The following is a 25,554-nucleotide window of genomic DNA, read 5'->3' on the forward strand; positions in this document are numbered from 1 at the left end:
CGGAAGAAGACAGGGATTGATCAATCGAACTATGATTTTTCATGGACTCGCCCTCGCTGTCGTTGGCTGTTTAGACTGCCACCGTGGCGCATTGACGCCTCGGCTTGGGCGAGTCCATCCAATTACAAAGGTCCGTGTTTAGATGAGGTGAAGGTGGTTGTCCCAGAGCCCTGCCGGCAGCTCCAGCGGTTTTGCAACCAGATCTGTCTGGCGGCAATCGTAGTACCGGCAACGACCCTGCCCCGAGGTCACGACAAAGCCATCGGCTACCGCGCCGACTCCGGCGCAATCGGGAAGCGGTGCGTCCAGGCGCACTTCACCGCTGTCCAGGTCCCAGATGAAAAAGCGGTTGCCCCGTGGTGCGGTCAACGCCACCAGGCGCAGTTCGCTGTGCACCGCGACGCTGGCGGTGTAATGCCCCATGGCCTGCAACTGATGCTCAGGCACCGGGAAGGCCACGAATGGCTGGCCGGGACGCTTGATCGCCAGAAGCTCCGACGACTCGTGAGACGGCCCCATGAACTGCTGACCGGCGACGATGGTGCCGTCGCTGGCAATCCCCAAATGACGCACGCTGTTCATCTGCTGGGCCAGGGTTTCCTTGCTCAGCAGGGTGCCGTCGCGTTGCATCAGGACCAGGCTCGGTTCCATGGCGTTGAGGTTCATATCGACGCGGCTTTCGGCCTCGGTGCGAATGCCTCCATTGGCCACCACCAGGGTTTCGCCATCGGGCATCCACGACACCTGATGCGGGCCGACGCCGTGGGTCGAAATCTCGCCGCTGTGCACCAGTCGCTCACCTTCGAACTTATACACACCGAGCAAGCCGCGACCCGGATCGGAGGTGTCGTTCTCGGTGGCGTACAGCCAGTCGCCGCTCTTGTGAATCACCGCGTGACCGTAGAAGTGCCGGTTCGGCAGCGAGGTCACGGTTTGCAGCAGCGTGCCGTCGCGCAGGTCGATCAGGTAACTCTCGGTGCCGGGACGACGGGCGACGAACAGCGCAATCGGCAGCGTCGGGTGGTTGATGATGTCGTGGCAACGCTGGCCGACCTGGGTGGCAAATACCCGGGTGCCGTCCAGCCGATAGCCGACGGCGTAGTGTTTGCCGTCAGTATCGTCCCGCGCCGAGAGCAGCAGCGGGCTTTTGTCCTTCTGCTTGAACAGCGTCCAGCCACCCAGTGTCACCGCACCCAGCAGCAAACTACCTAACGTTAAAGCCTGGCGTCGCAGCATGGAACTTGCCCTCATCAGTCACCGTCGTTGGCGTTGAAGCCCAGTTGAATGCCCAGCGCCTTCGCCAGTTCGCCTTCGTGCAGGCGGTGGACGACGTTGAGGCTGTCGTAGAGATCATTGAGTTGCTGGCGACCGGCATCGTCGTTGAGCATCTCGGTCAGCGAGCGCTGGTTGCTGGCGAACAGTTTCAGGGACGCGGCGTAAGCGGCGTCGATCTTGTCGGCCAAAGGTTTTTGCTCGCTCGGCAACAGGCCGCGCAGGCCTTTGTTGTCGACGCCTTCCCATACCGTTTTGGCGGCGGCGAGGCTGGCTTCGAGGCCGGTCAGGGACGACTGGCTGCGCCATGCATCGGCCTGGAACGGTTGTGGCACACCCTTCGTCTGACGGCCCATCGGCGTGCCGAGTTTTTTCTTCAGGCTGTCGAGGGCGGTGACTTGCACGCGCAACAGATCGGCGATGGCTTCGTGGGAATCGGCGTAGCGCTGGTTCGGGAATTTGCTCAATTGCGCGAGCATGCCGTCGGTGTTGTTCCAGGTTTTCAGGATCTCTTCGGCCAGCTGTTTCTGACGCTCGCCAATCGCTTTCAGCAGCGGGCAGTATTTGGCTTTCTGTTCAGCGTTGGCCACATCAGGCTTGCTGTCGAACAGGATGTATTCGTAGGCGGAAAGGCCTTGAACCACAACGCTGGACTTGGCCAATGCAGCGGCATCGATCTGCGGCTGTGCGGTGACCAGTTGCTCGACCTGACGGCCGACCAGGTTTTTCTTGTCCGGCCAGAACTGCACCTGCCAGGCGCGATTGCCTTCGGCCAGCGGCCCGATCAGCAACGGTTGCAGCTCGGCCCAGGCTTTCTGCGCGTGCAGGAAGTCGGCGCGGGCGGTGTCGAGGTTTTCCTTGCCTTCGCAGTAGGCCAATGCGCTGACGGCCAATTGGCGATCGGCTTCAACCCAACGCGTGTAGGTTGGCAGTATCACCGACTTGGCGATCGCCGCCGAGGTGACGGCCTGCGGATCCTGAGGCGAACAGGCGCCCAAGGCTAGCGCAGCAAGGCTGGTGAACAACAATTTGGGACGGAACATGTCGGGCTCCCGGTTCTTATCGAAAAGTGTTTAGAGAGAATTCAAAAACGCCAGCAACGCAGCACGCTGCTCGGCATTGAAAGACAAAACCTGTTGCTGCGCCGCTGCGGCTTCGCCGCCATGCCAAAGCACGGCTTCGAGCAGATTGCGGGCGCGGCCATCGTGTAAAAACTGGGTGTGGCCACTGACCGCCTGCGTCAGGCCGATGCCCCACAACGGCGGGGTGCGCCAGTCGCGGCCGCTGGCCTGGAATTCGGTACGGTTGTCGGCCAGGCCGTCGCCCATGTCATGCAGCAGCAGATCGCTGTAAGGGCGAATCACTTGATTGGCCAGTTCAGGTTCTGCGGCGTTGGCGGCGGTGGTGTATTTCGGGGTGTGGCAGGACTGGCATCCGGCCTGGAAAAACAGGGTCTTGCCGGTCAGCACCTGGGGGGCGCTGACATCGCGGCGGGCCGGTACGGCAAGGTTACGGCTGTAGAACAGCACCAGACGCAGGATGTTATCGCTGACTTCCGGCTCGCCATCCGGGCCATTGCCATTCGGTGCCTGTTTGCAGGCGGTTTGCGCGTCGGCGCAGTCGTCGACGGGCCTCAGGTTTGTGGTCAGACCCATGTCGCCGGAGAACGCATGAACATTTTGCTGATTGAGGTTCGGTTGGCCGGCCTTCCAGCCGAATCGCCCGAGAACGGTTTTTTGCTGCGCGTCATCCCAGACCCGGTTCGGGCGTCCGGCGATCCCGTTCTTCGCTTTTGCCTGAGCGTCGGCATTGGCCAGGATGGCCTCGTCGGGGATCGCTTCGAGCAGGCCCAGGCCAATCATTGGCGGTGCAACCCTGGCCGAGAAACGCGTGTCAGGGTGCATCGGGCCGTAGCCGAGCTGGGTGATCTGCAACGTCGGCTTGCGCAACTCGACTTCGGTGCCGTCCTTGAAACGAATCGGAACGGGCGTGTAATCGACGCGCACTTTGCCTTCCGGCACGACACCCGGCACGGACATGTCCTGGAATTGTCCGCCGTAGACAGGCTCCGGGACCACACCGAGCTGCTCGATGACGTTGGCATAGGCCGGCGTATCGGGAATCGACAGGCGTACCAGCATCGACACGGCGTTCTGCGCATCAGGCGCGGGCGGATGACCGCGGCCGTCCTTGATGTGGCAGCCCTGGCAGGCATTGGTGTTGAACAATGGGCCAAGGCCATCCCGGGCGGTGGTGGTCGAAGGGGCGATCACCCAGGGGTTGCGGAAGAAACTGTTGCCAACGCTGAAGTCCACCCGCCGTGACGGCGAGAGGTTGGCGGACGGCAAAGAAAATGAGTTCTGATCGGTCTTGCGCACGGTTGCGCTGCCACCGGACCGGGCTTCACCGGGTTCGGCTTGGGTAAAACGCGGGGCGTCATCGCAGGCACTCAGGCCCAGGGCCAGAAACAGTGCGGACAAGCGAAGAGGCAGCGAAGGCATCAGACATCCTGCAAGACGAGCAAAACAAGGGGCGCAAAGTCTAACAGGGCAGGGGAGATTGAATAAGAGGAATTATCGTTTGCTTGATGTGGAGCAGGGTTTTTCTGGAAAACCGCAATCCCCTGTGGGAGCGGTGTGAAACCCGATTTTGGGCAGGGATAAAAAAGGCGACCTGCGAAGGTCGCCTTTTTACTCAGCCAGCGTTGATCAGAACTCGTGATCAGCGTTGTCCGGGTTCAGGTCGCTGATGCCCAGTTTGCCAGCGGCCGCTTCGATCGAACCGGTCTGCTTGACCAGGGAGGCGATAGCGTCGCGGACGATCTGGTTGCCTGCGGTGTTGCCGGCGGCGATCAGTTGGTCGTAGTGCTCACCCTTGTTGGCGTGATCGACCATCACCTGCAACTTGGCTTCGGTGGCGGCCAGGTCGGCTTTGAGCGCGGTGTCGGCAGCCGGGTCGGCTTTGGCCACCAGGGACGACAGGCTGGTGCCGGTCATTTTGGTGCCGTCGACGCGGGTGTATTCGCCCAGGTACACGTTACGAATGCCTTTGGCATCGTAGAAGTGCGAGTTGTGGGTGTTGTCGCTGAAGCAATCCTGTTCGTCTTCCGGGGAGTTCGCTTCCAGGGAAACCTTCATGCGCTCGCCTGCCAGTTCGCCCAGGGACAGGCTGCCCATGCCGAACAGCATTTTGCGCAGGCCGGATTCAGCTGGCTCGGCTTCCAGGGTGGCGCGGTAGTTGTCGGCCACGTTCGGCTTCCAGTTACCGACCATTTCTTCCAGGTCGCTGACCAGCAGTTGGGTCACGGACTTCAGATAAGCGCGACGACGATCGTTATGACCGCCGGTTGCGCCTTTGCCTTCCAGGTAGTCGGAAGCTGGACGGTTGCCGGCGCCAGGGCCGGTACCGTTCAAGTCCTGGCCCCAGAGCAGGAATTCGATAGCGTGGTAGCCGGTGGCGACGTTGGCCTCGGAACCACCCAGCTCGTTCAGGCTGGCAAGTTTTGCCGGGGTGATGTCTTTCACATCGACCTTGTCTTCGCCGACCTGAACCTGGGTGTTGGCGATGATGTTGGCCGTGGCGCCCGGGTTACCCAGTGCGTGCTCGTAGGATTTGTCGACGTAGTCGATCAGGCCTTCGTCCAGTGGCCAGGAGTTCACCTGACCTTCCCAGTCGTCGATGATGGTGTTGCCGAAGCGGAACACTTCGCTCTGCAGGTAAGGAACGCGGGCAGCGATCCAGGCAGCCTTGGCGGCTTTCAGGGTGTCGGCGTTCGGCTTGGCGAGGAAAGCGTCGACGGCGGTTTGCAGGGTCTTCGCGGTGGATTCGGCATCGCTGTAAACGGCGAAGACGATGTCGGCGTAATGCGCGACAACGGCTTTGGCGGCGGTTTCGTCGACTTTACTGGCAGCGGCAGGTGCAGCCGCCGGGGCCGTGGTGCTGGCGGCCGGAGTCGGTGCTTGCGCAGCGACTGCTTTGTCTTTGCCTTCGCCACAACCGGCGAGGGAAATAGCGATGGCCAACAGACTGGCGGTAGCCAGAGGCATACGAATCATGGCGAACATCCTGCTTCGAGAGGGGGTGGAATGGCGCAGCAAGCGCGCAAAACTGCGACATAATGCAAATCTTTCGCATTATGTGTAAAGGGTTGTGCTTGGAAATATTTCTTATTCAGGGGGGCAGGTGAGGTAGATCAAAAGATCGCAGCCTCGTTTCACTCTGTAGGAGTTGTCGAGTGAAACGAGGCTGCGATCTTTTGATTTTTTACAAAATAGCCGCGTTACTGCGCTGAGCCTGTTTCAGATACGCGCTCAATTCCCGCGCCGGCAGCGGCTTGCTGTAGAGATAGCCCTGACCTTCGTGACAGCCCTCGGAAATGATGTAGGCCTCTTGCTCGGGAGTTTCCACGCCTTCGGCAATTACCTGCATGCCCAGGCTCTTGCCCAGCTGGATGATGGCCCGAACGATGGTCGCATCGTCGTCGTCATCGAGCAGGTCCTGAACGAAGCTCTTGTCGATCTTGATCTTGTCCAGCGGCAGGCTTTTCAGATAGCTCAGTGACGAGTAGCCGGTGCCGAAGTCGTCGATCGCGATCAGCGCACCGGAGCGGCGCAGGCTCAGCAGGTGCTGGGCGGCCGTGCTGATGTCTTCCATCAGGCCGGTTTCGGTGACTTCCAGCTCCAGGCTGCGCGGAGGCAGGCGATACATCTGCAGCAAATTGTTGACCACCCGTGGCAACTCGGCGTGGTGCAGCTGCACCGTGGACAGATTCACTGCCATGCGCAGGTCGACGAAACCCTGGTCATGCCAGTCGCGCAATTGCTTGCACGCCTGATCCAGCACCCATTCGCCGATGGCGATGATGGTGCCGTTCTGCTCGGCCAGGGGGATGAACAAGTCCGGTGGAACCAACCCGTGCTCGGGATGCTGCCAGCGAATCAGCGCCTCGACACCCACCACCCGGTGATCGCGATAGCTGATCTGCGGCTGGTAGACGAGGTAGAACTGGCCACGGGCCAAGGCGTCGCGCAAGTCTTTCTCCAGCTCGCGACGGCGGCGCATCTCGGTGTCGACGCTGGCGATATAGAACTGATAACGGTTGCGTGAGCGAGTCTTGGCCAGGGTCATGGTCTGCTCGGCTTTTTGCAGCAGTTTCTCGGTGCTGTCACCGTCCTCGGGGAACAGGGTGATGCCGATGGTGGCGCGCAGGCGAATCTCTTGATGATCGAGGGCAAATGCCGCTTCCAGGTCATCGAGAATGCTTTGGGCCAGTTCGGCCGCTTCGTAGGGCTGTTCGATGTCGGCCTGAACCAGGGCGAACTGGTCGCCGCCGAGGCGGGCGAGGGCGCCGAGGCGTCCGCTGTGAGCCCGCAGGCGATCGGCCAGGGCCAGCAGCAGTTGGTCGCCGGTCTGGTAGCTGAATTGTTCGTTGATGCCCTTGAAGTCGTCCAGGCCGACCACCAATACCGCGACCCGACGTTGCAACCTGCCGGCGTCTACCAGGATTTTGTCCAGTTGCTGCTGCAATTGCTGGCGGTTCGGCAGGCCGGTGAGGAAGTCGTACTGGGCCATGCGAAGCAGGCTGTTTTCCGCTTCGTGGCGCAAATGGGTGTTGCGCTCGATGGACTCGAGCAACTGGTTGGCGGTGTTGATCCAGATCCCCAACTCGTTCTTTTCATGCCCCTTGAGCAGCGGGATTTTGTGTTCGCTGGGGCGATCCGGATTGATTTCCGTGAGGTGTTCGATGATCCGCGACAGCGGTTTGGTCAGCAGCCAGTGATAGACCAGGTACAGCACGAGCCCCATGGCCATGGCACGCAACACGCCGGAGATGAAGATGATCACCGAACTGACAATGAAACCCTGGCCGTAGGTGGCGGTGTCGAGGGTGATGCTCAAGTCGCCGTAATACTCGCTGTAGGGTCCGCGACCCACCAGTTGGGTGGTGAAGGTGCGTTCCTTGCCAAGGATCAGGTCGGTCAGCCAGCGACTGTCGGAATGCTGCAGCTCGCGAGACTTTTGCGCGAGCATGGCTTCGTTGGGATGGCCAATGGAGGCCTTGCGCACAGCGTCGTCCTGAAACAGGCCTTCGATCACCTGCATGCCCATCTCCCGGTCCAGGCTGTAGACGGCCTGCGTCGAGGGGTCGCGGAACATGTCGAGGATGCGTTGGGCATCGCCGGCCACAGCCTGGCGCGTTTTATAGGCATCGAAAACGATCTGCGCGCAGCTCAAGACCACGCCGACGACCAATGCCGACAGGAGCACGACCCGAAGCAACTTCACCGACAAGCTGTTCTTGAGTTCCAGCTTCAAAGAGTCATTCCTTGTTCCGTGCGGGTAGCGTCAAGTTGCCATGAGTATTGGCAATCCGGTGATGGCAGTCAAAGGGACAATCAATCACATGGGTTTTTGCCTGTGGCTTGGCCGAAATGCTGTGGTTTGGAGTATTTGCGCTATTTGTACTGTGTCGGTTGTTGGGTCCTTCAACTTGAGGGGGATTGGGACATATTTTCCGTTTGGTTGATGTTAGACGGCTGTGGCGTTGGGGCAAGGGGCTGAAGGCTGGTTTCATCGTGGGAAATCGGCCTGGTTTCTGTGGGTACACTCTGTGTACATATCCATTTCTGCGGTAACGGCCACTGCAGGTTTCGCCCTTACGGCGACTCCCTTTGGCAAACGCCCCAAAGGAAGCAAAGGTCTCGCCCCGAGCGTCCGGCCCCTCGCTTAGGCTCGGCGTTCCTTCGCTCCGGCATTCATCTGGGGGCATCGCCTCCGGTCGGCTTCGCTTCGACCTCCTCTCGATGTGTTCGACTTCGTCGAACGGCGCTGCGCGCCTGCCCCCCAGATGAACACCTCCACTCAGCCTCCCGAAGGGGCGGGTGGATCAAGATCAAGGGCTGCAGGCGAGCTAACGCTCGGCCTGTTGAGTGGTGAGAAGCGAAAGGCGAACACTGATCCCCCTGTGGGAGCGGGCTTGCTCGCGAAGGCGGCCGCACAGACAACGGATGCGTCCGTTTAAATAGCGGTAAAAAAACCAGACCTTTCCCACGAGGTTTTCAGGTTGCCTGTCGGAAGCGGGGTCAATAACCTTTTGGCTGTCGCTGAAAACTCAGCGATCGGGCGTGAGAACCCGGCAACTTATGGTCATACAGAGCCTGTACACGCATAATTAGCGCCAGCTTATCCTGTCGTAAATGCGTTATGGCGGCTGTGTGCGGGCAGACTTTGTTCCTTTGGTCTGGCCCGGGTGTCCATAACCGGTTTCTCACCCCGCACATAGCTGCCACCTCTCCACCGCGTGAGAACGGTAAGTGGTGGCCCTCAACGCGTGAGGAATTTTCTATGGATAAATTAATCCCCGACCCACCCTTCAACACCACCAAACCCTACAGTCCCAACACCATGTTCATGATCGCCCCCGACATGGATACCGAATCCCTCCTGGCCCACGCCTGTGAGTCATTGGCTTCAGCCAACGTCTTGGCCAGTGATTTCGCCACCTACCTGACCGGCTCCCAGCGCAGTACTGCGTTGGCCATTGCGCAGATCGTCATGTTGGCGGACTTAGCCGTTAATCGGGCGTTGGATATCGTCGATCCGCAGGCGACCTGACATTCTCCAGGCAATAAAAAACCCGGCAAAAGCCGGGTTTTTTTACTGGCATCGATCTTAAGCAGTGAAGGTTTTGCCTTCGAACTGCTCAGACACGAATTTCCAGTTGACCAGGTTCCAGAACGCTTCGACGTATTTTGGACGAAGGTTGCGGTAGTCGATGTAGTAAGCGTGTTCCCAGACGTCGCAGGTCAGCAGCGGAGTGTCGCCGTTGGTCAGCGGGTTGCCGGCGCCGATGGTGCTGGCCAGGGCCAGGGAACCGTCAGCCTTTTTCACCAGCCAGCCCCAACCGGAACCGAAGGTGCCGATGGAAGTCTTGCTGAATTCTTCCTTGAACTTGTCGAACGAACCGAAGGCTGCGTTGATGGCTTCCGCCAGTGCGCCGGTTGGTTGACCGCCGGCGTTTGGCGCCAGGCAGTTCCAGTAGAAAGTGTGGTTCCAGACCTGAGCGGCGTTGTTGAAGATACCGCCCGAAGAAGATTTAACGATTTCTTCCAGGGTCTTGCCTTCGAACTCGGTGCCTGGCACCAGGTTGTTCAGGTTCACGACGTAGGTGTTGTGGTGCTTGTCGTGGTGAAATTCCAGAGTTTCCTTGGAAATGTGCGGCTGCAAGGCATCGTGTGCGTAAGGCAGCGGCGGCAATTCGAAAGCCATGATGATTCTCCTAATCAGGTCAGTTGCGGTGAGCGCAAGGCCGATCACGGGCGGCCAGACAAGCGCCGGGGAGTTTGTACTCTTTGCGGCGCATCGGATCGGATCATAGCACCGGGGGTGCGGCATAACCACGCAACAACTGTGTGGGATAGAGGTTCCAGAGCCTTTTGGAATAAATCAGGCGCTGGTGATTAGTTGGGCCGCCACTGTGAACATCATCACGGCCACGAGCAGGTCGAGAATTCTCCAGGTGCTTGGTCGGGCCAACCATGGCGCCAACCACGCCGCGCCGAGCGCCAAGGTGAAAAACCACAGCAACGACGCACTGGCCGCGCCCACGACATAAGCGCCGGGCTCGGTTTGTTGGGCACCGAGGGAGCCGATCAGCAATACAGTGTCCAGATAAACGTGCGGGTTAAGCAGCGTTACGGCCAAAGCACTGAGCATCACTGCGCGCAGCGAGCGCACGGTCTGGCTTTCGCCTTGTTGCAGGCTCTGTTTCGAGCAGGCCCGACGCAACGCCAGGCTGCCATACCAAATCAGGAACGCCGCGCCACCCCAACGGGCGACTGCCAGCAACGTCGGGTTCTGCGCCAGCACCGTCGCCAGGCCGAATACCCCGGCGGCCACCAGCAAGGCATCGCAGGTCACGCAGAGTGCCGCCACGGGCAGGTGATGTTCGCGCCTAAGGCTCTGGGCCAAGACAAACGCATTCTGAGTACCGATCGCCATGATCAGCCCCGCGGCCACCAACAGGCCGTTCACATAGCTTTGCCACATAAGATGTTTACTCCGCGTTGGCCGCCAGATCCCGCAGCACGTGCAGGGCGCGTTCGGCATCGGCCTGGCCGACGAATAAATGGTCGTGGTAATAGCCGGCGATCACGTTGCAGCTGATGCCGGCCTGGCCTAATGCCGTGGCGAATGCGGCGGTCAGGCCGACGGCTTCGAGGGCCGAGTGCACGTTCAAGGTGATCCAGGCCGCGACGTAATCGAAACTGAAACCCGCCTTCTCGGCGTGGGAACGTTCCAGAATCACTGTCAGGCCTTCCTGCTCGCGAAAGCTGCCGACAATCTCAAGACCTGCCGGCAACTTGCCGTCGCGCAGGGTGCAGAACACGTATTCGCCGACGTTGAGTTGCGGGCTCATGCTGCGCAGCAGGGTTGCCAATGAAGTTTCGCCAGCCATGTCGATGATCCTTGTTCAAGAGTTCTTGCTGGCTATTCTCCGGTGCAAAGATGTATAAGAAAAACCAATCTTGCTGATCGCTCATTAGGAAAACTGATGTTCGACTATAAATTGCTTTCTGCCTTGGCCGCGGTGGTCGAGCAGGCCGGGTTCGAACGTGCGGCTCAGGTGCTCGGCTTGTCGCAATCGGCGATCTCCCAGCGCATCAAATTGCTTGAGGCGCGGGTCGGCCAACCGGTGCTGGTGCGGGTGACACCTCCGGCCCCGACCGAAATCGGCCGACGGCTGCTCAACCATGTGCAGCAGGTGCGTTTACTTGAACGGGACTTGCAAACGCTGGTGCCGGCACTCGACGAAGAAGGTCTGCCGGAACGTCTGCGCATCGCCTTGAATGCCGACAGCCTCGCCACGTGGTGGGCCGTGGCGGTCGGGGATTTTTGCGCGGAACAGCGTTTGCTGCTCGATCTGGTGGTCGAAGACCAGACTGTCGGCCTCAAGCGCATGCGCGCCGGTGAAGTTGCGGCGTGCGTCTGCGCCAGCGAGCGCCCGGTGGCCGGCGCACGCAGCGTTTTGCTGGGGGCCATGCGCTACCGTGCGTTGGCCAACCCGGCATTTATTGCCCGGCATTTTCCTGAAGGTGTGCGCGCCGATCTGTTGTCGAAAACGCCCGCGTTGGTGTTTGGCCCGGACGATTTCCTACAGCATCGCTACCTCGCGTCCCTCGGTGTCGAAGGCGGATTCGAACACCATCTATGCCCCTCGTCCGAAGGTTTCATCCGCCTCACGGAAGCGGGACTCGGTTGGGGCCTGGTGCCTGAACTGCAGGTGCGCGAGCAACTGGAGCGCGGTGTATTGGTAGAGCTTTTGCCCGATAAGCCGATCGATGTGCCGCTGTACTGGCATCATTGGCGCAATGGCGGTCAGTTGCTGGGGTTACTCACCGATCAGTTGGTGCGTTCGTCAAAGCAATGGCTGGTGCCGTTGGACTGACGGCCAGCGTCAAGACCTCACGTCTTACGCGATATGCAAAACGCAAAACGAAATATTCGGAGCAATTCATGAAGATTCTGGTTACCGGCGCAAGCGGCTTCATCGGCGGGCGCTTTGCGCGTTTTGCCCTGGAGCAGGGCCTGGACGTGCGGGTCAACGGTCGCCGGGCCGAAAGTGTGGAGCATCTGGTGCGCCGTGGCGCCGAGTTCATCCCGGGGGACTTGAGCGACCCGGAACTGGCACGCGATCTGTGCTCCGACGTTGAAGCCGTGGTGCATTGCGCCGGTGCGGTCGGTTTGTGGGGACGTTATCAAGACTTCCATCAAGGCAATGTCCAGGTCACGGAAAACGTGGTGGAGGCCTGTCTGAAACAGCGGGTTCGGCGACTGGTGCATTTGTCATCACCATCGATCTACTTCGATGGTCGCGATCATCTGGGGCTGACCGAAGAACAGGTGCCTAAGCGCTTCAAGCATCCCTACGCCGCGACCAAATACCTGGCCGAGCAAAAAGTTTTCGGCGCTCAGGAGTTCGGCCTCGAAACCCTGGCCCTGCGCCCGCGTTTCGTGACGGGGGCTGGCGACATGAGCATCTTCCCGAGATTGCTGAAAATGCAGCGCAAGGGACGACTGGCGATCATCGGCAACGGCCTGAACAAGGTTGATTTCACCAGCGTGCAAAACCTCAATGAAGCGTTGCTCAGCAGTTTGCTGGCCAGTGGTTCGGCGTTGGGCAAGGCCTACAACATCAGCAACGGCACGCCGGTTCCGTTGTGGGATGTGGTTAATTACGTAATGCGCAAGATGGATGTCCCACAGGTCACGCGCTACCGTTCCTACGGCTTGGCCTACACCGTAGCGGCGCTCAACGAGGGGGTGTGCAAGTTGTGGCCGGGTCGTCCCGAACCGACCCTGTCGCGCCTGGGCATGCAGGTGATGAACAAAAATTTCACCCTGGACATCAGCCGCGCCCGGCATTATCTGGACTACGATCCGAAAGTCAGTCTCTGGACCGCCCTCGATGAATTCTGCGGCTGGTGGAAGGCCCAGGACATTCGCTGACGCATGGGTTAGCGCCGCCACACTGAACCGAGTTCGGGGTTGAGGGTCAATCGATGCGGCAGTGGGGGTTATACTGCGCCGCATCAAGCCATCACCGCGTTCCTCAAAGGTTGACTCAATGTCCATGCGTAACGATGCCAACGACGACTTCGACGATGTACCGAGCCTGCGTGCCGACAGCCTCGACGACGATGATTTTGTGCCCACTGCTCGCACCACCGTGCATTCGCGGACCGCGCCAGTCGTCAAAGTCAAAAGCCCGAGCACCGGCCCGCTGTGGGCGCTGGTTGGTGCCTTGTTCTTTGCGTTTGCAGGCCTTGCCTGGTGGAGCTTTCAGCAGCTCTCGCTGATGGAACAGCAATTGGTGGCGACCCAGGAAAGTTTCGCGCGTATCAGTGAGGATGCGGCGGGGCGTTTGCAGGACATTTCCGGCAAGGTTGTCGCCAGTCAGACCAACGTCAGCAGCGACAGCGAAGCCTTGAAGCTGCAAATCAAACAGCTGGAAAGCAAACTCCAGGATCAAAGTAAACAACAGCAAGGCGTTGTCGGCCAGACCAGCGATCTGGACAAACGCCTGGCGCAGATGAGTGCACAAACCACCGATCTGGATAAGCGCTTGGCGCAGATAACCGCGCAAGGCACCGAACAACAGACCGCCACCATTCAATTGCAGGCTCAGGTCAAAGTCTTGAACAGCGATGTAGCCGTGCTGAAAAGCAACCCGGCGGACACAGACAAATTCGACGCACAGCTAAAAAGCCTTGGCTCCGACATCGTTGCACTGAAGAAACAAGGCAACCCGAGCGCCGCCATCGAGCGTCTGGAGCAGGAAGTCATCATCCTCAAAAGCCAACAGGACAATCGCCCGGCCGCGACGCCAGGCGGGACCAACACCGCCGAATTCGACGCCTTCCGTAGCCAGGTCACCCGCAACATCAACACCCTTCAGGCGCAGATCCAGAATCTGCAGCAGCAGCTGCGCGCAAGGCCTTGAGCCATGGATCATTCCCGGATTCCCCGGGAATGATTTCCTTACACACTGCCATTCGCTGAATATCCATACATACCCCATTGCCGTCTACGCTCTTGAAACACCAACAAGAACGAGGGATGCGCAATGGGTTTTTTGCATAGGTTGGCCTTGCTGGGCGTGATGCTTTTGCTGTGCCTGGGCCAGGTTCAAGCTGCCGGCAAGAAAAAAGACGACAGCCAGGCTGCCAAAGCCTTGCTGGAAAAAGCCCTGGCGTACCACGACCATGGCGACAAGGCCTTCGCTGCTTTCAGCCGTCAGGGGGAGTTTGTCGACAAGGATCGTTACGTGTTCGTGGTCGACACCAAGGGCGTGATGCTCGCCAGCGGCGGACCGTCTTCGGCGTTGATAGGCCGTGATGTGTCCGATGTGCTCGGGCCGGATTTGCAGAAAACCTTCAAACCCGCCTTGAACGTGCCGGAGGGCAATGGCATCCAGCAGGACGAATATCGCTGGCAGAACTGGTCCGACGGCAAGGTCGAGGACAAGCATGCCTACCTGAAAAAGGTCGGGCATTTTCTCGTGGCTGTCGGGTATTACAGCCCTTGAATGGCGGTGCCTGACTCACCGCTCTCATCCTAATCCCTGCGCAAGACACAAGCGGGCTGCTCGCGAATGCAGGCGACTCGGTCTTCCTATCGAACTTTGTCCTCGCGCCCACGCAACACCATGTTCGGCATGGCAATCGCTGCCGCCAGCCCCAGCAGCGACACCGCCGCGCTGACCATCAGCAAATGTTGAAAGGTCAGCAGCAGCTCAGCGTGCAAGGCGTTCTGCGCATCCCCCGGCGCGGCGTTCAAACCATCGAGCAAGACGTTCCCGGAACTGCCCTCGGCAATCATCGAAGAGCCGGCCAGGTGGGCAAAACTTGAGTCCTGTAACAACGCCAGCAGCAGGGCTGACATCAATGCCACACCCACCGCGCCGCCCAATGAGCGGAACAGGTTGGTGGTGCTGGTGGCGACACCGATGTCCCGTTGTGCCACCGAGTTCTGCGTTCCGACCAGGGACGTCGGGAACTGCATGCCGCTAGCGATCCCGCTGAGCAACATGAACAGACTACTGAGCACAAAGGCCTGGGGAGGACTGAACGCCATACCGAGAATCGAGATCGGCATGATTAGGGCCCCGGTCAGAATCATGGGTTTGTAGCGCCCGGTCACCGAGGTTCGGCGGCCGGCGAAATACGCACCGATCGGCAAGCCCATCGCCAGCGGCAACAGGTGCAGCGCGGCGCTGTCGGCCCCGGCACCGGTAACGCTCTGGAAGCGCAGCGGCATCAACACAATCAGCGAGATCGCCTGGAAACTGGTGAAGAAGATCGTGCACCAGCACAGGATCGCATTGCGATTGGCGAACAAATGCATGGGCAGCAGCGGCTCCCGCGCCCGGCGTTCATGCCAGACGAACAGCGCCAGTACCAACACCGCACAACCGAGCAGGCCCAGCACTTCGGCGCTGCGCCACGAATGGCCCTGGCCGACTTGGGTGATGCCCAGCAACAAGGCGGTCAAGCCGATGATCATCAGCAACGTGCCGAGGTAATCGATGATCGGTTTGCGTTGTGGCACTGGCAAACCCACCAACGTTCGATTGGCCACCAGCCAGGCACCGAGGCCTAACGGCAGGTTGATCAGAAATACCCAGCGCCATGACAGGTACTCGGTCATGTAACCGCCGAGTACTGGGCCGGCCACGCTGGCCACGGCGTACATGCTGCTGAAATAGCCTTGATAGCGGCCGCGTTCCCGGGGCGGCACGATGTCGCCGATGATCGCCTGGCTGACCGAAATCATCCCGCCAGCACCGATGCCTTGAAGAATCCGTGCCAGCACCAGTTGCTCCATGCTCTGGGCCATGCCACAGAAAAACGAAGCGACCGTGAACAACCCCATGCCAAACAGCATCAACGTGCGTCGACCGTACAGATCGCCCAATTTGCCGTAGATCGGCACGGCCACCGTCATCGCCACCATGTAGCCGGAAATCACCCAGGCCAGCAGGCTGACGTCCTTGAATTGTGCGGAAATGGCCGGCATCGACACCGCGACGATGGTCTGGTCCAGCGCGCCAAGAAAAATTGCCAGCATCAGGGCGATCAACACGCTGCGAATGGCCGGTTTGGGCGTTTCAGGCTGGTTGAGATTGGTCACGGGTTAGAACCTGCGGACAGTGATTGACCCGCAAGGAGCAAGGCGAGCGGGGATGCTCGCCAGTGTAAGTCGATAGCAGGCTATTCGATAGCCTCGTATGGAAGGCCGACGTAATTTTCTGCAATGGTTTTCCGACCGGCCTCGGAGTCGACGAAGTACCCCAGTTCCGACTCGGCAATCCGCTGGCTGAAGGCGTCGTTATCGTCGAAGCGGTGCAGCATCGAGGTCATCCACCAGGAAAACCGTTCGGCTTTCCACACCCGACGCAAACAGATCTCGGAGTATTTCTCCAGCAAATCCATACGGCCTTCTCGGTAAACCTTCAACAGAATGTTGAACAGCGTACTGACGTCGCTGGCTGCCAGGTTAAGGCCCTTGGCGCCGGTAGGCGGGACGATGTGCGCGGCGTCGCCGACCAAAAACATCCGCCCGTACTGCATTGGTTCGACGACAAAACTGCGTAACGGCGCGATGCTTTTTTCGATGGAGGGTCCAGTGACCAACGACTCCGCCAACACGCAAGGCAGACGGGATTTGAGTTCATCTCAGAAGCGCTGATCAGACCAGTTCTCGACGTGCTCGTCGGCCGGCACCTGGAGGTAATAGCGGGTGCGGATGGCCGAACGCATGCTGCACAGGGCAAAACCGCGCTCATGCCGGGCGTAAACCAGCTCCTCGTGCACTGGCGGGGTATCGGCAAGAATCCCCAGCCAGCCAAACGGATAGACCCGCTCGAACACGTTCAGGCACTCGGCAGGAATCGACTGCCGGGCCACGCCATGGAAACCGTCGCACCCGGCGATGTAGTCGCAATCGAGTCGATACAGCTCGCCGTCCTTCTCAAAAGTCACGAACGACTCTTCGGTTTTCATCCCGTGAGGAACGACGTTGCTTGCCTGGTAAATCGTCTGCGCACCGGCCTCCCGACGAGCGGCCATCAGGTCGCGAGTGACCTCGGTCTGACCGTAGATCATCACCGTTTTGCCACCGGTCAGGGCTTGCAGATCGATGTGTACGCGGCGTGCGTCGAGGGCCAGTTCGAAGCCTGTGTGGACCAGCCCTTCGGCGTCCATGCGCTGACCCACGCCGGCCTGGCGCAACAGCTCTACCATTCCTTGTTCGAGGACGCCGGCCCGGATTCGTCCGAGCACATAGTCCGGGGTCTGGCGTTCGAGAATGAGGGTGTCGATGCCGGCGTTGTGCAGCAATTGGCCGAGCAATAAACCGGACGGACCGGCGCCGATGATGGCGATTTGGGCTTTCAGCATTTTCATTGTTTTTATGACTCGCAAGCTTCACGCAACCAGGGCCGGTGAATAATTTTTATGGATCGAGTGCTTGCATTTTTCTCTCGCGAGTCTGTCAATTGAAGGGGAAAACTGAGCCGATACCTGTACATTCTGCCAATCGGTGCGATTATCGCCCGCCTACCCCCGAGGCCTGGATTGAAGTGATGAACAAGCCTGACCTACCTTCGATTCCAGTGTTCAAGCTCTACGGTGAAAGCCTGGATTGGCCGACCCCGGACTTGCTGCACTGTGAAACCATTTCCAAACGCAGCCGCGAACACCAATGGGAAATCAAACCCCACCGCCACGCCGATTTGTGCCAGTTGCTCTTCGTATTCAAAGGTCAGGCAGAGCTTGAAATCGAAGGCAAACGTACGCAGCTGACCGAGCCGGCGATCCAGATCCTGCCACCGCTGTCCGTTCACGGTTTCCGGTTTTCCGAGGACGTCGAAGGGTTTGTGGTTACCCTTGCCGCGCCGCTGGTCGCCCATCTTCAGGCGCAACTGGGTAACTCGGTGAACGCTTTGGCCCAGGCCGAAAGTTATCCGGCGGGCAAGGAAGGCGACTACCTCAATAGCCTGTTTTCAGCGCTGCAAGACGAATACACCGGCCACCAGCCGGCTCGCGAAATGCTCATGCATTCGCTGGTCAGCGTGATCATGGTGTGGGTCAGCCGCCAGGTGATTTCCCGTCGCAACGCCAGCCAGCGTCCGCAGCGTGCCCGGGAGTACCTCAACGGTTTTATCCAACTGGTGGAAGAGACCTATCGCCAACACGTCAAGGTCGAAGACCTGGCCCATCGGCTGGGGATTTCCGTGTCCCACCTCAACGGCACCTGCCGTGAGCTGGCGGGACAACCGGCGTTGCAGATCATGCACGAACGTCAATTGCTGGAGGCCAAGCGCTTGCTGACCTACACCAGCATGACCATTTATGAGATGTCCGACGTGTTGGGGTTCTCTGATCCGACCAACTTCACGCGCCTGTTCCGGCGTCGAGTGGGGATCTCGCCGAAGGCATTTCGCGACCGCTTGAAGGCCGATCAGGACAACGAGGCCTGATCCCCTTCGTTACTTGAGGGCGTTGAGGGTCGCGTTGTGGGGAATGCAGCGTTCGAAGTTGCAGCTTGCGTATTCACGGGGCAGTTGTCGCAACTGCTCGACGCGCCAGGCCGCCGTGCCATACAGCGCAAGCGTGGCCGCGCAGGTGATGAAAATCGCGAGGTATCTTCTTGTTTTGATGTTCATGGCGTTGACCTCTGAACGAATACCTTTCGGTATTACTTTCAGCATAGGTCAGTGCCTGTGAGTTGCCAGGCGCGTGGCTTGCGCATGTAACCCGACATTCAGAACACTAATATCCCCATGTGGGAGCGGGCTTGCTCGCGAAAGCGGTGGGTCAGTCGCCATCAATGTTGAATGATCGACCGCATTCGCGAGCAAGCCCGCTCCCACATTTGATCTGGTTACAGGCCGATATCCCACTCCGGTTCTTCCGGGAATCTGAGCACCAGAAAATCCAGCATGCTGCGCAACGCCGCCGGCATGTGTTTGCGTGAGGCATACACCGCGTAAACGTTCATTTGCCGGGGTTCAGCGTGGGGCAGCAGGCGGATCAGTTCGCCGCTGTGGATGTGCACGCCGGCCTGATAACTGGGGAGCATCGCCACCCCGGCACCGGCCATCGCCGCACGCAACAAGGTGCTGGCTTCGTTGGCGCTGATGTTGCCCTGCACCGGCACTGACACCTGCTCACCGTCCTCCTCGAAATGCCAGAGGCTTTTGCCGAAGTAGGAGTGGGTCAGGCAATTGTGCTGGCTCAGATCCTCGACCCGCCGCGGTGTCGGGTGTTCGAGCAGATAAGCGGGGGAGGCGCAGATCACCGAGCGGCAGACCGTCAGCCGTCGCGCGATCAGGTTCGGGTCCAGGTCGTTGCTGGTGCGGATCGCCAGATCGATGCGCTCATCCACCAGGTTCACCGTGCGGTCGAGCATCTGCAGGTCGATGCTGACGCCGGGATAACGTTTGACGTAAGCGGCCATGGCATCCGCCAGTTGTGCCTGACCGAACGAGGTGCTGACGCTGATGCGCAACACGCCGCGCGGTGCCTCGTCCGGTTCGCTGACGGCGGCTTGCATGTCCGTGGACAGGTCGAGCATCTGCCGACATCGAGGCAGGATTTCACTGCCGGCGGCGGTCAGGCTCAACTTGCGCGTGGTGCGGTGCATCAGGCGTGCGCCGACCCAATCCTCCAGCTCCGCCAGATAGCGCGAAACCACGGGCCGTGACAGCTCCAGGTGATCGGCGGCGGCCGACTGGCTGCCGAGGTCAACCACCGTGACAAACACCCGCATTGCTTGTAGACGATCCATCATTTGCTCACTTTCAGAAACAAACTATGTTCCAGCATCGCATTTTTTGTACTGAGTCATGCAACTAAGCTCTGTCCCATCGCCAAACACGGCAGTCGGACCACGGAGCAACAGATGATCGGCTTCACCTCGCTTAAACGTATTTTGCTGGCCACCGCCACCCTCGGTTTCGCCGCCCACGCAGCGGCAGCGTCGATCCTGACCCTGGACGTCTACAACCCGGGCGACAAGGCGATCTTCCCGGTGACCTCGGTGTTGGTCAGCGGCGAGAAAGACGCGATTTTGGTGGATGCGCAATTTGGCAAATCCCAGGCCGAGCAAGTGGTCGAAAAGATCCGCGCCAGCGGCAAGCAACTGACCACCATTTACATCAGCCACGGTGACCCGGATTACTACTTCGGCCTCGACACCCTGACTGCAGCATTCCCCAACGCCAAAGTGCTCGCCTCGCAGCCGACCGTGGATCACATCCAGAAAACCGTCGACGGCAAACTGGCGTTCTGGGGGCCGAAAATGGGCGCCGATGTACCGGCCAAAACCATCGTGCCGGATGTACTCAAAGGCGACAGCCTGATGCTCGAAGGGCAGAAGTTGCAGTTGGTGGGGCTTGAGGGCAAGCAGCCGGATCGCACCTTTGTCTGGATTCCGTCGATCAAGGCTGTGGTCGGTGGCGTCGTCGTCGCGGAAAACATCCATGTGTGGATGGCTGACACCCAGACGCCGCAGTCCCACGCTGATTGGCTGACCACATTGCACGCCATCGAAACCCTGAAACCGAAAACCATCGTGCCGGGTCATTACCTCGGTGAGAGCGCCCGCTCCCTGGCCGCCGTGCAGTTCACCGCCGATTACATCAAGGCATTTGACGAAGAAACCGCCAAGGCAAAGGACGCTGCCGCGCTGATCGCCGCGATGAAAAAACGCTACCCGCAGCTGGGTGAAGAAAGCTCCCTGGAACTGAGCGCCAAAGTCGCCAAGGGCGAGATGAAGTGGTAACCCGATTCACCTACTCTCACTGATCAACACTGGAGAACGTCATGAGCAAGATCGCAATCATTGGTGCTACCGGTCGCGCCGGTAGCCAACTCTTGGAAGAAGCCCTGCGCCGTGGTTATAGCGTTACCGCCATCGCCCGCGACACCTCGAAGATCGGCCAGCGTGCCGGTGTGGTGAGCAGAAATGTGGATGCCCTGGACGCCGAAGCCTTACAAGCGGCAGTCGCTGGCCATGACGTAGTGATCAGCGCTGCGCACTTCGCGACGCTTCCTGCCAGCGCCGTGATCGGGCCGGTGAAGAAGGCGGGAGTGCAACGTCTGCTGGTGGTGGGCGGTGCCGGTTCGCTGTTGCTGCCGGACGGAACCCGCGTCATCGACAGCGAGGGTTTTCCGCAGGCGTACAAGGCTGAGGCCAGTGCCGGTGCGCTGTTTCTGGAAAACCTGCGACAGGAAAAAGAGCTGGATTGGACCTTTGTGTCGCCGTCGGCAGAGTTTGTCGAAGGTGAGCGCACGGGGACGTTTCGGATCGGCAAGGATGATTTGCTGATGAGTAGCGAAGGGCGGAGCTGGATCACTTTCGCCGATTATGCGATTGCGATGCTGGATGAAGTGGAAGTGCCGAAGCATTCACGGCAGCGGTTTGCTGTGGGCTACTGAGTTCACTGAACACTTGTGGGAGCAAGCTCGCTCCCACAGGGTGTGCGCCAAGCCTTCAGGGCTCAGCGACTCTGCGCCTGCTCCACCAACCACCCCATCAACTCGCGCAACTTCGGCGAAGGTCCCGGTTTTTCCGGGAAAACCAGGTAATACGCCAACCCGGTCTTCACCTTCAATTCAAACGGCATGACCAGCCGCCCGGCACTCAGATCATCGCCAATCAGCGACCAATCCCCGATCGCCACGCCTGTCCCCTGGGACGCCATCGACATCGCCAGATCCAGCGTTTCGAAATGCTGACCCTTGGCGACATTGCTCAAGCGAACATCCGCGGTGGCCAGCCAGGCCTTCCAGTCCCGTTCATCCCGGGTCGGGTGGAGCAGCATGTGCTGCTCCAGATCCTCCGGCGTCAGCAGCGGCACCGGACCTTCGAGCAACGGCTTGGAACAGACCGGCGTCAGCTGTTCATCAAACAGATGTTGAGACACCAATGAACTGTCCGGCGGTGCGCCGTACATCACCGCTGCATCGAACTGTTCGCGATGAAAATCCACGCCGTGCTTGACCGTAGTGGTCAATTCCACCGGCACATCTGGGCGCTCCCTTTGCCACTGCAACAGCCGTGGCAACAGCCAGCGCATGACACACGTCGGGGCCTTGAGTTGCAGAGTTTCGCGCTTCTCGCCGATCTGCTCCACCGCCTCGTCGATCAAGCCGAAAATCTGCTGGACCCGTGGCAGCCATTCCCGTCCTTCGGCCGTCAGGTCAAGGCCCCGGGCCTGGCGAATGAACAGTTCATAACCCAGATGTTCTTCCAGCCCGGCGATCTGCCGACTCACCGCACCTTGGGTGATGTACAGCTGTTCAGCAGCGCGGGTGAAGTTGCAGCACTGCGCGGTAATCAGAAAAGTGTGCAGCGCCGGCAGGGGAGGCAATCGTTTCATTGGGATCCAAGGTATGACGTGAGGACATGGCTAGTATGACTTTTTATCCATTGTTGCGGCTACGTGTCGCCCGTTCCAATAAGGCCATCCCTGGACCTGCCCACTCATCATAAACACTGCGCAGGTCCGGCGTCTCGAACGAACAAAAAGGGCAAAGAAATGGCGACGTGCGGCGAAGTATTGGTCAAGTTACTCGAAGATTACGGGGTTGAGCAGGTGTTCGGCATTCCCGGGGTTCACACCGTGGAGCTGTATCGCGGGCTGGCCCGTTCGAGCATCAACCACGTCACTCCGCGTCACGAACAGGGCGCCGGTTTCATGGCCGACGGTTACGCTCGCACCAGCGGCAAACCGGGTGTGTGCTTCATCATCACCGGCCCTGGCATGACCAACATCACCACCGCCATGGGCCAGGCCTACGCCGACTCGATCCCGATGCTGGTGATCTCCAGCGTGCAATCGCGCAACCAGTTGGGCGGCGGTCGCGGCAAGCTCCACGAGCTGCCAAACCAGAGCGCATTGGTCGGTGGCGTCGCGGCGTTCTCCCACACCTTGATGTCGGCGGCTGAATTGCCGGGCGTCCTGGCGCGTGCCTTTGCTCTGTTCCAGGCCGGCCGTCCGCGTCCGGTTCATATCGAAATTCCGTTGGACGTTCTGGTCGAAGAGGCCGATGACCTGCTCGCCAGCGTACCGGTGAACATCGACCGCGCCGGTGCCTCGCCGAGTGCAATCAGCCGCATGACCGCGCTGCTGGCCAGTGCCAAGCGCCCACTGATTCTCGCCGGTGGCGGCGCCATCGATGCCGCCGCCGAGTTGACTGAGCTGGCCGAACTGCTGGACGCCCCGGTGGCCTTGACCATCAACGCCAAAGGCATGCTCGAGTCCAACCATCCGTTGCTGATCGGCTCGACCCAAAGCCTGGTCGCGACTCGTGCTTTGGTGGCTGAAGCTGACGTAGTGTTGGCGATCGGCACCGAACTGGCCGAGACCGATTACGACGTCACCTTCGCCGGCGGTTTCGAGATTCCTGGCGTGCTGCTGCGTGTGGACATCGACCCCGACCAGACCGTGCGCAACTACCCGCCGAAAGTCGCATTGGTAGCCGACTCGCGCAACGCGGTTCAATCCTTGCTTAGCGAACTGTCTCACCACTCGCTGGCCGAGCGCCGTAACGATTGGGGCCAGGTCCGTGCCGCACGCTTGCGCGACGAGCTGGCCGCCACCTGGGATGCGCCGACCCTGGCCCAGACCCGTTTCCTGGAAACGGTTCTGCACGAATTGCCAGAGGCCGTTTTCGTTGGCGATTCCACCCAACCGGTGTACACCGGCAACCTGACCTTCAACCCGGAACGCCCGCGTCGCTGGTTCAACTCGTCCACCGGTTACGGCACCCTCGGTTACGCCTTGCCGGCAGCGATTGGCGCCTGGCTCGGCGGCAGCGTCGAAGGCGGTGCCCGACCCCCAGTGGTGTGCCTGATCGGCGACGGCGGCCTGCAATTTACCCTGCCGGAACTGGCCAGCGCTGTTGAAGCGCGCACCCCGGTGATCGTCCTGCTGTGGAATAACCAGGGCTACGAAGAGATCAAGAAATACATGGTCAACCGCGCCATCGAGCCGGTCGGCGTGGACATCTACACCCCGGACTTCATCGGTGTCGCCAAGGCGCTGGGCTGTGCAGCCGAAGCCGTCTGCGGTGTCGAGCAACTGCGCAGCGCACTGCGCGCCGCGGCCGATCGCCAGGGTCCGACCCTGATTGAAATCGATCAGACTGTGTGGATGAAGGCGGTGTCGAAATGACTTTCCGCATGACTTTCCCAACGGCACTGGACGGCCTGTTCATCGACGGCCAATGGTCCGCTGGCAACGAACACCTGCGCGTGATCAACCCGGCGACCGAAGCCTTGTTGACCACCGTGAACGGCGGCGATGAACGTGCTGTCGATCAAGCCGTCACTGCCGCGACCAACGCCTTCAAGGAGTGGTCGAAAACCACCGGCGCCGAACGCGGCGCGATCCTGCGCAAAATTGCTGCGGGCGTGCAGGCCAGTCGCGAACAGTTGATGCATTTGCAGTCGAGCAACAACGGCAAGCCGCTGTTTGAAGCCGCCATCGACGTCGACGACGTGATCGCCACCTTCGAGTACTACGCAGGTCTGGCCGAAGGTCTCGATGCCAAGCAAGACAGCAATGTGGAGCTGCCAACCGACGACTTCAGCGCTCGCGTGCGCCGCGAACCCTGCGGTTTGGTCGGCCTGATCGTGCCGTGGAATTTCCCGATGGTCACTACCGCCTGGAAACTCGCCCCGGCCTTGGCCGCCGGTTGCTGCGTGGTGCTTAAGCCGTCCGAAGTGACACCGCTGCCAGAACTGGAACTGGCGACGATCATCGCCGAGGCCGGTGTGCCCAAGGGTGTGTTCAACCTGGTCTGCGGTACCGGCCTGGCGGTCGGCGCGCCGTTGTCCGCTGATCCGCGCATCGCCAAAATCTCCTTCACCGGCAGCAACGCCGTCGGCGTGCAGGTCATGCAACGCGCAGCAGAAACCGTGAAGGGCGTGAGCCTGGAACTGGGCGGAAAATCCTCGCTGCTGGTGCTCAAAGACGCAGACATTGAACTGGCCGTGGAAGTGGCCTGTGGTGGCGGCTTCTTCAATGCCGGGCAGATGTGTTCGGCCACCAGCCGCGTGCTGATCGCCGATGAACTGGCGGACGAATTCCTCATCCGTTTGAAGGCCCGCGCCGAAGCCATTCGTGTTGCCGACCCGTTCGACCCGAACGTGGAAATGGGCGCACTGGTCAATCAGGCGCAATACCAGCGCGTGCTGGGCCACATCGATCGTGGTTTGAGTGCAGGCGCCAAACTGGTTTGCGGCGGCAATCGTCCGGCGGACCTGTCGCGCGGTTATTTTTTGCAGCCGACGATTTTCACCGAAGTGCCCCTCGACAGTGCGCTGTGGTGTGAAGAGATATTCGGGCCGGTGATCTGCGTGCGCAGTTTTGCCACCGAAGCCGAGGCGATTGCCCTGGCCAACGACAGCCAGTTCGGTCTGGTGGCCAGCGTGGTCACCCGCGACGCCGAAGCGGCAGATCGGGTCGCCAACGCCTTGCAAGCGGGGCTTGTGTGGATCAATGCGCCGCAAGTGATCTTCCCGCAGACCGCTTGGGGTGGCTACAAACAGAGCAGCATCGGTCGCGAATTGGGGCCGTGGGGCTTGCAGGCTTTCCAGGAAATCAAACACGTGATTCGAGCGGTCTGACGGCTCGAAAAGGGTCAGCGCATGCCTCGTGATGAGGCATGCGCTGGCGTCATGGCTACAATGAGTTTTTATCGATAGTCA

General features: G+C 60.1%; 21 protein-coding genes and 2 pseudogenes. 10 read left to right on the forward strand and 13 right to left on the reverse strand.

Features of this window, described 5'->3' with window-relative positions:
• Positions 1-138: 138 nt before the first annotated feature.
• From FQ187_RS03200 to FQ187_RS03220, 5 genes are all read right to left on the reverse strand, one after another.
• The gene (locus FQ187_RS03200) at positions 139-1,236 is read right to left on the reverse strand and encodes a DUF1513 domain-containing protein (RefSeq protein WP_149628376.1); all 1,098 of its coding nucleotides are present in this window, start codon (positions 1,234-1,236) and stop codon (positions 139-141) included.
• Between the two features lie 14 nt (positions 1,237-1,250).
• Positions 1,251-2,315 (reverse strand): imelysin family protein, encoded by a 1,065-nt coding sequence (locus FQ187_RS03205; protein ID WP_149628377.1) that lies wholly within the window; start codon positions 2,313-2,315, stop codon positions 1,251-1,253.
• Positions 2,316-2,345: 30 nt separating this feature from the next.
• Positions 2,346-3,773 (reverse strand): di-heme oxidoredictase family protein, encoded by a 1,428-nt coding sequence (locus tag FQ187_RS03210; RefSeq protein WP_149628378.1) that lies wholly within the window; start codon positions 3,771-3,773, stop codon positions 2,346-2,348.
• Between the two features lie 207 nt (positions 3,774-3,980).
• Complete coding sequence (locus FQ187_RS03215; protein WP_149628379.1) at positions 3,981-5,327, reverse strand: imelysin family protein; 1,347 nt, start codon at positions 5,325-5,327, stop codon at positions 3,981-3,983.
• Between the two features lie 208 nt (positions 5,328-5,535).
• Positions 5,536-7,587 (reverse strand): bifunctional diguanylate cyclase/phosphodiesterase, encoded by a 2,052-nt coding sequence (locus tag FQ187_RS03220; RefSeq protein WP_149628380.1) that lies wholly within the window; start codon positions 7,585-7,587, stop codon positions 5,536-5,538.
• A 1,029-nt stretch (positions 7,588-8,616) separates the two neighbouring features.
• Between FQ187_RS03220 and FQ187_RS03235 the strand changes: the two genes are divergently transcribed.
• Positions 8,617-8,886 (forward strand): DUF6124 family protein, encoded by a 270-nt coding sequence (locus tag FQ187_RS03235; RefSeq protein WP_149628381.1) that lies wholly within the window; start codon positions 8,617-8,619, stop codon positions 8,884-8,886.
• Positions 8,887-8,943: 57 nt separating this feature from the next.
• On the opposite strand, the gene FQ187_RS03240 is transcribed toward FQ187_RS03235, so the two are convergent.
• From FQ187_RS03240 to FQ187_RS03250, 3 genes are all read right to left on the reverse strand, one after another.
• On the reverse strand, positions 8,944-9,540 hold the full coding sequence (locus FQ187_RS03240) for a superoxide dismutase (protein WP_149628382.1): 597 nt from the start codon (positions 9,538-9,540) through the stop codon (positions 8,944-8,946).
• Positions 9,541-9,717: 177 nt separating this feature from the next.
• Positions 9,718-10,320 (reverse strand): LysE/ArgO family amino acid transporter, encoded by a 603-nt coding sequence (locus FQ187_RS03245; RefSeq protein WP_149628383.1) that lies wholly within the window; start codon positions 10,318-10,320, stop codon positions 9,718-9,720.
• Positions 10,321-10,327: 7 nt separating this feature from the next.
• Positions 10,328-10,729: an ACT domain-containing protein gene (locus FQ187_RS03250; RefSeq protein WP_033057513.1), complete on the reverse strand. Its 402-nt coding sequence runs from the start codon at positions 10,727-10,729 to the stop codon at positions 10,328-10,330.
• A 96-nt stretch (positions 10,730-10,825) separates the two neighbouring features.
• Between FQ187_RS03250 and FQ187_RS03255 the strand changes: the two genes are divergently transcribed.
• From FQ187_RS03255 to FQ187_RS03270, 4 genes and pseudogenes are all read left to right on the forward strand, one after another.
• Positions 10,826-11,719 carry a LysR family transcriptional regulator ArgP gene (locus FQ187_RS03255; RefSeq protein WP_149628384.1) on the forward strand — a complete coding sequence of 298 codons (894 nt, stop codon included), beginning with the start codon at positions 10,826-10,828 and terminating at the stop codon, positions 11,717-11,719.
• 68 nt (positions 11,720-11,787) lie between these two features.
• A complete protein-coding gene (locus FQ187_RS03260) occupies positions 11,788-12,780 on the forward strand; it encodes an NAD(P)-dependent oxidoreductase (RefSeq protein ID WP_149628385.1) in 993 nt (330 codons plus the stop codon).
• Positions 12,781-12,898: 118 nt separating this feature from the next.
• The gene (locus tag FQ187_RS03265) at positions 12,899-13,774 is read left to right on the forward strand and encodes an ATPase (RefSeq protein WP_149628386.1); all 876 of its coding nucleotides are present in this window, start codon (positions 12,899-12,901) and stop codon (positions 13,772-13,774) included.
• 123 nt (positions 13,775-13,897) lie between these two features.
• A pseudogene (locus FQ187_RS03270) lies at positions 13,898-14,356 on the forward strand (cache domain-containing protein); the annotation flags it as partial.
• An 89-nt stretch (positions 14,357-14,445) separates the two neighbouring features.
• On the opposite strand, the gene FQ187_RS03275 reads toward FQ187_RS03270, so the two are convergent.
• Entirely contained in the window at positions 14,446-15,963 is a 1,518-nt protein-coding gene (locus FQ187_RS03275; RefSeq protein ID WP_149628387.1) for an MDR family MFS transporter, read from the reverse strand.
• A gap of 80 nt (positions 15,964-16,043) precedes the next feature.
• Positions 16,044-17,228 (reverse strand): annotated as a pseudogene (pobA, locus tag FQ187_RS03280) (4-hydroxybenzoate 3-monooxygenase).
• Positions 17,229-17,416: 188 nt separating this feature from the next.
• Here pobA and FQ187_RS03285 point away from each other — a divergent pair.
• Positions 17,417-18,313 carry a helix-turn-helix domain-containing protein gene (locus tag FQ187_RS03285; protein ID WP_149628388.1) on the forward strand — a complete coding sequence of 299 codons (897 nt, stop codon included), beginning with the start codon at positions 17,417-17,419 and terminating at the stop codon, positions 18,311-18,313.
• A gap of 9 nt (positions 18,314-18,322) precedes the next feature.
• Here the strand turns inward: FQ187_RS03285 and FQ187_RS29890 are convergent, their stop codons facing one another.
• On the reverse strand, positions 18,323-18,499 hold the full coding sequence (locus FQ187_RS29890; protein WP_170206612.1) for a hypothetical protein: 177 nt from the start codon (positions 18,497-18,499) through the stop codon (positions 18,323-18,325).
• Between the two features lie 218 nt (positions 18,500-18,717).
• The gene (locus FQ187_RS03295; RefSeq protein WP_149628389.1) at positions 18,718-19,623 is read right to left on the reverse strand and encodes a LysR family transcriptional regulator; all 906 of its coding nucleotides are present in this window, start codon (positions 19,621-19,623) and stop codon (positions 18,718-18,720) included.
• Between the two features lie 114 nt (positions 19,624-19,737).
• On the opposite strand from FQ187_RS03295, the gene FQ187_RS03300 reads away from it, so the two are divergent.
• The gene (locus tag FQ187_RS03300) at positions 19,738-20,619 is read left to right on the forward strand and encodes an MBL fold metallo-hydrolase (protein ID WP_149628390.1); all 882 of its coding nucleotides are present in this window, start codon (positions 19,738-19,740) and stop codon (positions 20,617-20,619) included.
• 41 nt (positions 20,620-20,660) lie between these two features.
• The gene (locus FQ187_RS03305) at positions 20,661-21,275 is read left to right on the forward strand and encodes an NAD(P)-dependent oxidoreductase (protein ID WP_149628391.1); all 615 of its coding nucleotides are present in this window, start codon (positions 20,661-20,663) and stop codon (positions 21,273-21,275) included.
• Positions 21,276-21,337: 62 nt separating this feature from the next.
• On the opposite strand, the gene FQ187_RS03310 is transcribed toward FQ187_RS03305, so the two are convergent.
• Entirely contained in the window at positions 21,338-22,219 is an 882-nt protein-coding gene (locus FQ187_RS03310; RefSeq protein WP_149628392.1) for a LysR substrate-binding domain-containing protein, read from the reverse strand.
• 159 nt (positions 22,220-22,378) lie between these two features.
• On the opposite strand from FQ187_RS03310, the gene FQ187_RS03315 reads away from it, so the two are divergent.
• Positions 22,379-24,016 carry a 5-guanidino-2-oxopentanoate decarboxylase gene (locus FQ187_RS03315; RefSeq protein WP_149628393.1) on the forward strand — a complete coding sequence of 546 codons (1,638 nt, stop codon included), beginning with the start codon at positions 22,379-22,381 and terminating at the stop codon, positions 24,014-24,016.
• Positions 24,017-24,024: 8 nt separating this feature from the next.
• Positions 24,025-25,473, forward strand: a complete 1,449-nt coding sequence (locus tag FQ187_RS03320) for an aldehyde dehydrogenase family protein (RefSeq protein ID WP_149628394.1) — start codon at positions 24,025-24,027, stop codon at positions 25,471-25,473.
• Positions 25,474-25,554 lie beyond the last annotated feature (81 nt).

It is taken from the genome of Pseudomonas sp. ANT_J28, from assembly GCF_008370005.1.
Taxonomy (GTDB): domain Bacteria; phylum Pseudomonadota; class Gammaproteobacteria; order Pseudomonadales; family Pseudomonadaceae; genus Aquipseudomonas; species Aquipseudomonas frigoris.

What these genes read in the sequence shown, in the direction of transcription:
- FQ187_RS03200 (WP_149628376.1), bottom strand. Translation starts at nt 1,236, where the DNA reads ATGCTGCGACGCCAGGCTTTAACGTTAGGTAGTTTGCTGCTGGGTGCG.
- FQ187_RS03205 (WP_149628377.1), bottom strand. Translation starts at nt 2,315, where the DNA reads ATGTTCCGTCCCAAATTGTTGTTCACCAGCCTTGCTGCGCTAGCCTTG.
- FQ187_RS03210 (WP_149628378.1), bottom strand. Translation starts at nt 3,773, where the DNA reads ATGCCTTCGCTGCCTCTTCGCTTGTCCGCACTGTTTCTGGCCCTGGGC.
- FQ187_RS03215 (WP_149628379.1), bottom strand. Translation starts at nt 5,327, where the DNA reads ATGATTCGTATGCCTCTGGCTACCGCCAGTCTGTTGGCCATCGCTATT.
- FQ187_RS03235 (WP_149628381.1), top strand. Translation starts at nt 8,617, where the DNA reads ATGGATAAATTAATCCCCGACCCACCCTTCAACACCACCAAACCCTAC.
- FQ187_RS03240 (WP_149628382.1), bottom strand. Translation starts at nt 9,540, where the DNA reads ATGGCTTTCGAATTGCCGCCGCTGCCTTACGCACACGATGCCTTGCAG.
- FQ187_RS03245 (WP_149628383.1), bottom strand. Translation starts at nt 10,320, where the DNA reads ATGTGGCAAAGCTATGTGAACGGCCTGTTGGTGGCCGCGGGGCTGATC.
- FQ187_RS03250 (WP_033057513.1), bottom strand. Translation starts at nt 10,729, where the DNA reads ATGGCTGGCGAAACTTCATTGGCAACCCTGCTGCGCAGCATGAGCCCG.
- FQ187_RS03255 (WP_149628384.1), top strand. Translation starts at nt 10,826, where the DNA reads ATGTTCGACTATAAATTGCTTTCTGCCTTGGCCGCGGTGGTCGAGCAG.
- FQ187_RS03260 (WP_149628385.1), top strand. Translation starts at nt 11,788, where the DNA reads ATGAAGATTCTGGTTACCGGCGCAAGCGGCTTCATCGGCGGGCGCTTT.
- FQ187_RS03265 (WP_149628386.1), top strand. Translation starts at nt 12,899, where the DNA reads ATGTCCATGCGTAACGATGCCAACGACGACTTCGACGATGTACCGAGC.
- FQ187_RS03285 (WP_149628388.1), top strand. Translation starts at nt 17,417, where the DNA reads ATGAACAAGCCTGACCTACCTTCGATTCCAGTGTTCAAGCTCTACGGT.
- FQ187_RS29890 (WP_170206612.1), bottom strand. Translation starts at nt 18,499, where the DNA reads ATGAACATCAAAACAAGAAGATACCTCGCGATTTTCATCACCTGCGCG.
- FQ187_RS03295 (WP_149628389.1), bottom strand. Translation starts at nt 19,623, where the DNA reads ATGGATCGTCTACAAGCAATGCGGGTGTTTGTCACGGTGGTTGACCTC.
- FQ187_RS03300 (WP_149628390.1), top strand. Translation starts at nt 19,738, where the DNA reads ATGATCGGCTTCACCTCGCTTAAACGTATTTTGCTGGCCACCGCCACC.
- FQ187_RS03305 (WP_149628391.1), top strand. Translation starts at nt 20,661, where the DNA reads ATGAGCAAGATCGCAATCATTGGTGCTACCGGTCGCGCCGGTAGCCAA.
- FQ187_RS03310 (WP_149628392.1), bottom strand. Translation starts at nt 22,219, where the DNA reads ATGAAACGATTGCCTCCCCTGCCGGCGCTGCACACTTTTCTGATTACC.
- FQ187_RS03315 (WP_149628393.1), top strand. Translation starts at nt 22,379, where the DNA reads ATGGCGACGTGCGGCGAAGTATTGGTCAAGTTACTCGAAGATTACGGG.
- FQ187_RS03320 (WP_149628394.1), top strand. Translation starts at nt 24,025, where the DNA reads ATGACTTTCCCAACGGCACTGGACGGCCTGTTCATCGACGGCCAATGG.